Genomic DNA, 7793 nt, shown 5'->3' with positions numbered 1-7793 from the left:
GCAGCGCCTCCCAGTCGATCTCATTGAAGCGCACGCAGCGCGAGAAATGGCCTTCGTGACCAGCGACCTCGATCATCGGGATTTCGGCGGCGTTGCAGACGCCCTCGACGAAATGGTGGCAGCGCGGGCCGAAATTGCAGCCCTTGGGCCGCTCGTGCGGCAGCGGCAGTTGGCCGGGAATCGAGATCAGCGGCCGTGAGTTCTTGTCGGCGCCCGGCAGCGGGATCGAGCGGAACAGCCCTTGCGTATAGGGATGGCGCATCCGGTCGAACACGTCCTTGATCTTGCCGGTCTCCACCGCCTCGCCCGAATACATCACCGTGATGCGGTCGCAGGTCTCGAGGATCAGGCCGAGATTGTGCGACACGAAAATCATCGACGTGCCGAACTTCTCGCCCAACCCCTTGACTAGGTCGACGATGCCGGCCTCCACCGTCACGTCGAGCGCCGTCGTCGGTTCGTCGAGCAAAAGCAGCGCCGGCTTCGACAGCAGCGCCATGGCGATGACGATACGCTGCTGCTGGCCGCCCGAAAGCTGGTGCGGATAGGAGCGCATCATGCGCTCGGGATCGGGCAGCTTGACCGAGCGCACCATTTCGATCGCGCGCTTATAGGCCTCTTCCTTCGACACCTTGTCGTGGATCAGCGGCACTTCCATCAACTGCTGCCCGACTTTCATCGCCGGATTCAGGCTGGCCATCGGCTCCTGGTAGATCATCGCGATCTTGTTGCCGCGAATGGAGCGCAACTCCTCGTCGGAGAGCTCGCCCATGTCCTTGCCCTGGAACTTGATCTTGCCGCCGACGATCTTCCCGATGTTGGAGAGGTCGCGCATGATGCCGAGCGACACGGTCGACTTGCCGCAGCCGGATTCGCCGACGATGCCCATCGCCTCGCCCGGCATGACGGTGCAGGAAAAATCCATGACCGCCGGAATCTCGCCCTTGCGGGTGAAGAAGGAGATCGACAGGTTCTCGATCTCGATGATCGGCGCGTTGGCCGGCCCATTGGTTGGCGTGGCGGGATTTCGAACTGCCTCGTTCATGGGTCGCTCCAATCCTGGTTCTTCTAGGCCTGTTTCTCTCAGGCGCATCGGGTCGAAACCCGAGATCAGTCTTTCATCGATTGTTCGCGCAGCGAGTCGGCGAGCAGGTTCAAGCCCAGCACGAACGACATCAGTGCGATCGTCGGCGGTAACGCCGGGTGGATGAAGGAGCGCAGCAGGCGGCTGGCGTCCTTGATCGCGGTGCCCCAGTCCGGACTTTCCGGTGCCAGGCCAAGGCCGAAATAGCCGAGCGTGCCGAGCAGGATGGTGGTGTAGCCGATGCGCAGGCAGGCGTCGACGATCAGTGGCCCGCGCGCATTGGGCAGGATCTCCCACAACATGATGTACCAGGGTGATTCACCGCGCGTCTGCGCGGCCGCCACATAGTCACGCGTCTTGATGTCCATCACCAGGCCACGCACGATGCGGAACACGCCGGGGCTGGAGGCGAACACCACTGCCACGAAGATGTTGAGCTGGTTGGGATCGATATGCACGATCTTCAGCGGATCGGCGTCGAAGACCAGGCCGGCATAGATCCAGCCGCCGAGGATCAGGGTGATGCCGAGCAGGATGTAGAGTCGGTCGGGCCGGTTCTTGTAGCGGGTCCAGAACAGCACGCTGAAAAAGATGATCGGGAACAGGAAGAAGACGCCGGCCATGCCATAGGGGATCGGCGTGTCCATGATGCCCGGCGTCACCAAAAGGTAGAACAGCAGGATGACCGGGAAGGCGAGCACGAGGTTGGCCAGGAACGACAGTACGGTGTCGATCTTGCCGCCATAATAGCCGGCCGGCAGGCCGAGCGTGATGCCGACCATCAGCGCGAAGCCGGTTGCCGCAGGCGCGATGATCAACACGATCTGGCTGCCATAGACCATGCGCGAAAACACGTCGCGCGCCAGCTTGTCGCCGCCGAACAGATAGGTCAGCCCCGATTTCGGTTCGACGGCGCCCGGCAGCACATCCTTCATGATGGGAATCTGGGCCAGCGGGTCGAAGGGAGAAATGGTCGCGGCGAAGATCGCCGTGAACAGCCAGAACAGGCAGATGCCGACGCCGACGATGCCGACGCCGCTGTCGAACAGCTGGCCGTAGAGCGCCAGCTTCTTCTTGTAGGCGAAGCTCGCACCCATGACGATGACGAGCGCGATCCAGACCGGCCAGAAGCGCGACAGCACTTCGAGAACAATGGTGAAGCCACTGATGTATTGAACCGGCATCCGCTTCGCCCCCTACTGAACTCTGATACGCGGATTGAGAAACGCGTAGCCGACATCGGAAATGAGCTGCGTGATCAAGACGATGAACACCGAGACCAGCGAGCAGCCGAGCAAAAGGTCGATGTCGTTGTTGCCGGCCGCCTCGACCAGCGTGTAGCCGAAGCCCTGGTAACGGAACATCACCTCGACGATCACGACGCCGGTGAGCAGCCACGGGAATTGCAGCATGATGACGGTGAACGGTGCGATCAGCGCGTTGCGCAAGGCATGTTTGACCACGACGCTGCCGAAGGAAAGACCCTTCAGCCTGGCAGTGCGGATATATTGCTGCGTCATCACTTCGACCATCGAAGCACGCGTCATGCGGGCGATGTAGCCGATGCCGTAGATCGCCAGCGTCATCACCGGCAAAGTGAAATTGTAGAAGGTGATGCCCTGGCTGGCCGAAGCCGCCGAGCCGTTTAGCCAGCCGAGCCATGAGGCGAAGATGACGGTGAAGATGACGCCCGACACATATTCAGGCGTCGCCGTCGAGGCGATCGACGCCACGGACAGCAACCGGTCGGTTCGCGACCCCTCGCGCATGCCGGCCAGAATGCCGATCAGCAGCGAGATCGGCACCATCACCACCAGCACCCAGAACATCAGGATGCCGGTAGCGCCGAGTGCCGGAAACAGCTTTGAGGCGACGGTCGCCTTGAACTTGGTCGAGCAGCCGAAATCGCCCTGGAAAACGCCGGCGAAGGTCGGCACGAGCGGATCGTTGCAGAAGGAGAAACGCTGCGCCGGCTTGCCGGTCGCCGGGTCTGTAACAGGTTGCTTGGGCACCACACCCAGCCACTGCCCATAGCGGACGAAGAAGTTCTGCCGGTAGCCATGGTTGACCAGCCAGCTCTCGAGCTGCTCGGCCGACGTATGCATTTCGGTCTGGCTGATCGCCAGCTTCTTCAGATTGGGTTCGAGGTTGATCAGGAAGAAGACGACCATGGTCAGGCACAGCATCGTCAATGCCATGGTGCCAAGACGCCTGATAACGAAGGAAAGCATGGCGGCCCCCTGCCGATGGGTTGGGGTTTGAGCCGGCTATGAAAGCCAACCCTGCCGTAACCGGCGGGGCTGGCTGTCAAACAGGCCTTCGGATGCGATCAACCCTGTTTTTGTTGCATGGCCTTGCCCGCGAGTCGCAACTTTTTTGAGAAAGTACGGACCAGCAGGGACGATGCAAAGAGCAAGGGAAGGGAGCGAGCCCCTTCCCCCATGTCGATGCGATCAAGCCTGCTCGAGCCAGACCTTGCCGTAGTCGCGCTCGAAGGTCGGGTGCATCTTGTAGTTCTGCACCACCTTGACCGAGTGGCTGTAGAGCTTGCGCCAGTACGGCTGGATCATGATGCCGGAATCCTGCAGGATCTGCTCGATGTCCTTCATCATTTCTTTGCGCTTGGCGGCGTCGGCAACGGCGAGCGCCGCATTGAGCTTGGCATCCCAGTCCGGATTCGACCAGCCGGCCTCGTTCCAGGCCTCGCCGGTGCGATAGGCGATGGCCAGAACCTGGACGCCGAGCGGGCGCATGTTCCAGTTGGTCATCGACAGCGGATACTTCGTCCAGTCGTTCCAGAACGTCGAACCCGGCAGAACGGTGCGCTTCACCTTGATGCCGGCGTCGCGCATCTGGGCGGCGATCGCATCGCCGGTATTCTTGTGCCAGTCTTCGTCGACAGTGATCAGCTCGTGTTCGAAGTCGGCCTGGCCGGCTTCCGCCATCAGCGCCTTTGCCTTGGCCGGATCACGGGCAACCTTGGGCAGCTCGTAATATTCCGGATGGATCGAGCAGACATGGTGGTTTTCGGCGACCGAGCCGGCATTGCCGTAGCCGAGCTGCAGGACGACATTGTTGTCGACCGCAAGCTGCAGCGCGTTGCGCACCTTCTGGTCGCCATAGGGCTTGTTGTTGACGTTGGTGCGGCAGACGATGGTCGACGCGGTGACGATCTCCGACTTCACCAGGTCCATGCCGTCGAGGATCGACACGTAGTCGGCCGAAGTCTCGAAATTGGTGTGCACTTCGCCGGCTTCGAAAGCGCTGACCATGGCTGCCGGATCGGTGCCGTAGTCGATGAATTCCAGGCCATCGAGGAACACTTCGCCATCCCACCACTTGTCGTCGGTGCGGCGCTTGTAGACCACCTTCTGACCGACATCGTAGGAGACGAGTTCGAACGGACCGGTGCCGATCGGGCAGGCCTTGAAGTCGCCGCCCTTCTCATCGAAGGTCTTGTGGACGATGAGGCCGGGATAGTCGCACATGTTCGGAATCAGCGCGATGTCTGGCTTGGTGAGCTTCAGCACGACCGTGTGGTCGTCCGGCATGGTCACGGCGCTTTCGTCGAGCTTGTCGTCCTTGACCAGCGAGCCAAGACGGCCTGGCATGGAATTGCCTTCGGCTTTCTTGTCGGCCCAACGCTTCAGGTTGAAGACGACGTCGGCGGCGGTGAAGGCATCGCCATTCGACCAGGTGACGCCCTTGCGCACATGCAGCGTGTACTGCGTGGCATCGTCGTTGACGTCCCAGCTTTCCAGCAGATAAGGGCGGAACGTGTATTCGGACGTGTACTTGACCAACGGCTCGAGCGCCTGGCGCTCGGCATTGGCGATTTCCGACCAGTCGGCCTTGCGCGGGTCCTTGGGATCCTTGATCCACTGGGCGATCTTCAGCGTGCCGCCCTTCTTGCCCTTTACCTCTTCGGCCTTCGCCGGCGTCGGATCGGCGAGGCCGAGCAAGCCGTAAGCCATTGCCGTCGATGCACCGAAGACGCTGGCCATGGCCAAGAATTCGCGGCGATCCACCTTGCCTGCCTTGGCTTCTTCGGCCATGGCCAGGATGTGATCCGGAACGCGATCGCCATTACTCTTATAAATTGTCATGACTTAACTCCCATTGTTGGCTTTCCGCCTTTTAACATTCCGCATCCAGGCCATGATGTCAAAGACGGCGTGGATTGAGAACATGTTAGGGAATGTGCAACTTTGAAAGGGGAGCGGTTCGCGTGATAACGACAGTCTTGGCGCAAATTTGCTACTGTCCGACGGATTCTTCTGGAATCTCGGTAGTCGATTAAACTGAGACATTTACTCCAGCCCGGACAGCGCCAGAATCGATCCATCATGAGGCCAAAAGTCCTGCCGAACTATCAGTATTCCTTCTCGTAGAAGATGCCGCCCTTGGCTTCGCCGGCATCGTTGGCCTCGCCGCGCAGCTTGACGCCGCGCCCGACATTGAGGTCGATCGTAGCCTTGCCCGAGCCCGGCTTGTCGCCTTTCTGGATCGTGACATAGGTGCGGTCGTTGAGGTATTTGCCCGCCGAAACCGCCGTGCCGCCCTGGTCGTCGGTGGTGACGTCGAGGTCGTCGACACCAATGGCGCTGCGCAGGTTTTCGAGCAGCGACGTCGAGCCGCCGACGCCGGCCAGTTGCCCGGCGGCCTCGGCCAACTGGGCGATCTGCAGCGGCGACAGATTCGACATCGAGCGGCCGAAGATCAATTGCGCCAGCACCTCGTCCTCGGGCAGCGCCGGCACCGAGGAGAAGGTGAACTTCGGATTGGTCGCCTCGCCCGACACCACGATGGTGACGGTGGCGCCGGTCGTCGTCGTGGTCGCCGTCAAATTGAGATAGGGCACCAGCGAGCCGGAAAATCCGACCGTGCCTTCGGTGAAGGTCAGCCGCTTGCCGAGAATCGACAGCCGTCCGCGCTGCAGGGTGAAGGTGCCGACCGCTTGCGGCGACGAGGCCGGGCCGGTCAGCTTCAGCGAGCCGCCAAGTTCGGCATCGACGCCCCTGCCCTGGATGAAGATCTGGTTCGGCGCGTTGACCGTGACATCGAGTGCAAGGCCGCTACCGCCGCCCTTGCCGCTGGTCGTCGGCGGCCGCAGCGCCTTGTCCTGCGCCTTTACCGCACCTGGCGCGTTCTTGTGCTTGACGTCGAGCGCCGCCAGCGAGCCCGGCAATTTGTCCGGAACGGTGATCACCGTCTTGGCGAGGTTGACGGTGCCGGCAATGACCGGTGCGGAGGTCAGCGGTCCCTTGATCGTAAGGTCGCCGCCGAGATTGGCGGTCACCACCCTTCCGTCCGTATAGCGGCCGTCGACCGGCTGCCGCGCGTCGACAGCGTTCCGGTCAACCGGTTGATCCTGGCGACGCCGCCGGCAATCGAGACATCGGCGGCGAGATCGTTGACGGCGAGGCCGGAGCGCGCATCGACAAGGCGCGCACCCGAGGTGCTGACGCTGCCGCCGATGACGGGCGATGTCGCGGGACCGCGCACCTGCACGTTGACATTGGCGGTTCCGGACAGCGACAGGCCCTGCGCGGCAAGCTTCTGGCTGAGCAGGCCGAACGGCACGACGCCATTGAAGTCGAGCACCAGTGCCGGCGTGCCGGCCGTCGTCACGCTGCCGCCGCCCTTCAGGCCAAGGCCGGCGCCATCGCCGACATTGGCATTGAAGGTCAGTTTGTTGGCGCCGAAGGTGCCCGACGAGGAGACACTGACCGCACCGACACCGGCACCGCGGGTCTGCGAGGTCTGCACGCCCGCTGCGTCGAGATTGAAGGCAATGGCGGGATTTGCCGGCGCGCCCGTCACCTTGACCGTGCCCGAAATCAAGCCGGCGGCGTCGAGGCCCGGCGAAAAACTGTTGGCGAGCGACATCGGCACCCGCGCCAGCGTCGCATTGATGTCGAGCGCCGTGCCGACCTTGCCGGTCACCGTCGCCGTGCCACCGCCAAGGTTGAGCACCAGCCGGTCCAGCGTCGTCGTGCCATTGGCGATGCTGACGGTCGAGGCCTGGGCAATGGCCGCCTTGATGCCCTGGACGGTCGCCTGGCCGGAGGCAAGCTCGATGGTCGTCGTGCCGTTGGCCACTTTCACGCGGCCGGCGGCCTGTGCCGGAATGCCCTTGACGGTTGCGCCGCCGGAGAAACCGGTCCAGTCGCCGTCGCGCTTCAAATCGACATCGATGCCGCTGATCACGGTACCGCCCGAAATGACGGTGTCGGCGCGGATCTTTCCGGAGATCACGGGCGCCGCCAGATAGTTGGCGACCAGCGCATCGATCGAGACGGCTTTCGCCTGCAGGTCGCCGCGCGTGATCGACGCTGTCGCCGCCTTGATGGCGACCTGCGGCGCGGTGCCGTTCTTCGAAAAGGCGATCGTGCCGCGCACGTCGCCTTCGGCCTTTTCCAGGGCAAGTGCCGCCAGCGGGCCGATATCGGGCAGGTCGAGCGCAATGATGCCGACCGGCACGAACTTCTCGTCCAGTGCCAGATCGCCTGAAATCCTGTTCTCGCCGAGCGACAGCAGCAGGCCGTTGATGGCGCTCCTGCCGTCCGCCGTCGCCAGCACCGCGCTGCCTTGCAGCGCCTGGCCGGCGACATTGCCGGTCAGGCGCACGTTGGCCGCCGGGCTGGCGGCATCGGCCTTGCCGGTGGCGGTCAGCTTCAACCCGGTGATCTCTCGCGCAGCCACGAGA

General features: G+C 62.8%; 4 protein-coding genes and 1 pseudogene. All 5 read right to left on the bottom strand.

The genetic code is table 11. The annotated features are described in order from the left end of the window. Positions 1-1045, bottom strand: a 1045-nt coding sequence (locus tag EN749_RS25340) for an ABC transporter ATP-binding protein (protein ID WP_145990999.1), incomplete at its 3' end; no start/stop codon positions are given. Between the two features lie 65 nt (positions 1046-1110). Further along, positions 1111-2268 carry an ABC transporter permease gene (locus EN749_RS25335; RefSeq protein WP_027035013.1) on the bottom strand — a complete coding sequence of 386 codons (1158 nt, stop codon included), beginning with the start codon at positions 2266-2268 and terminating at the stop codon, positions 1111-1113. A gap of 12 nt (positions 2269-2280) precedes the next feature. After that, positions 2281-3315: an ABC transporter permease gene (locus EN749_RS25330; RefSeq protein ID WP_127397585.1), complete on the bottom strand. Its 1035-nt coding sequence runs from the start codon at positions 3313-3315 to the stop codon at positions 2281-2283. A gap of 222 nt (positions 3316-3537) precedes the next feature. Then, on the bottom strand, positions 3538-5190 hold the full coding sequence (locus EN749_RS25325; protein ID WP_127397586.1) for an ABC transporter substrate-binding protein: 1653 nt from the start codon (positions 5188-5190) through the stop codon (positions 3538-3540). Positions 5191-5456: 266 nt separating this feature from the next. Further along, a pseudogene (locus EN749_RS25320) lies at positions 5457-7793 on the bottom strand (translocation/assembly module TamB domain-containing protein); the annotation flags it as partial.

The sequence above is a fragment of the Mesorhizobium sp. M7A.F.Ca.ET.027.02.1.1 genome, from assembly GCF_004022985.1.
GTDB lineage: Bacteria > Pseudomonadota > Alphaproteobacteria > Rhizobiales > Rhizobiaceae > Mesorhizobium.
The sequence above is the reverse complement of the archived record's forward strand: the minus strand, read 5'-3'. Positions and strand labels throughout refer to the sequence as shown.